Genomic DNA, 569 nt, shown 5'->3' with positions numbered 1-569 from the left:
CGGGGAGTGCGGGGCATAATCCTTTCTCCATGCCCGAAGCAGATGGAGATAATCGGCAAGAATACGGAAGCAGCGGTTTTTTGCTTCCTGAAACTGTTCCTCCGGGGATTTCTGCAGGGGCTTGGGCTTTTTTACCTTCCCCGGCGGTTTCCAGTCCTCATAGGAAAGCCCGAAGTCCTGTGCCAGCTGTACGGCGGCTTCTTTCTTTCCCAGCCCATACAGGGCGGCGGCAAAATCAATCACATCCCCATCCGCACCGCAGCCGAAGCAGTGGTAACGCCGATCCAGCTTCATGCTTGGGGTTTTATCGTTATGGAACGGGCAACAAGCCATCCCGTTCCGGCCTACACGGATTCCATAATGCTCCGCAGCCTGTCTTGTTGTGACGGACTGCTTCACAGCTTCAAATACATTCAAATCTATCCCTCCTTGAAAAAAAGAAAAGCACCTGACATTCTCTGATTGAAAATGGCAAGTGCCTGTTAAAGTTCCATATCCTGTTGTTTGTGTTTTGTCTGCTCCGGGGCAGTTCTTTGTGCTTTTTTCTCGTCTGCCTTATCCTGCAAGAC

1 protein-coding gene is annotated in these 569 nt (G+C 51.1%); it reads right to left on the bottom strand.

The window, feature by feature from the left end:
- Positions 1 to 417: CHC2 zinc finger domain-containing protein (locus DWY84_RS17195; RefSeq protein ID WP_118534485.1), on the bottom strand; the 417-nt coding region annotated here is incomplete at its 3' end.
- Positions 418 to 569: the final 152 nt, after the last annotated feature.

The sequence above is a fragment of the Clostridium sp. AF27-2AA genome, assembly GCF_003478505.1.
Taxonomy (GTDB): domain Bacteria; phylum Bacillota; class Clostridia; order Lachnospirales; family Lachnospiraceae; genus Brotaphodocola.
The sequence above is the reverse complement of the archived record's forward strand: the minus strand, read 5'-3'. Positions and strand labels throughout refer to the sequence as shown.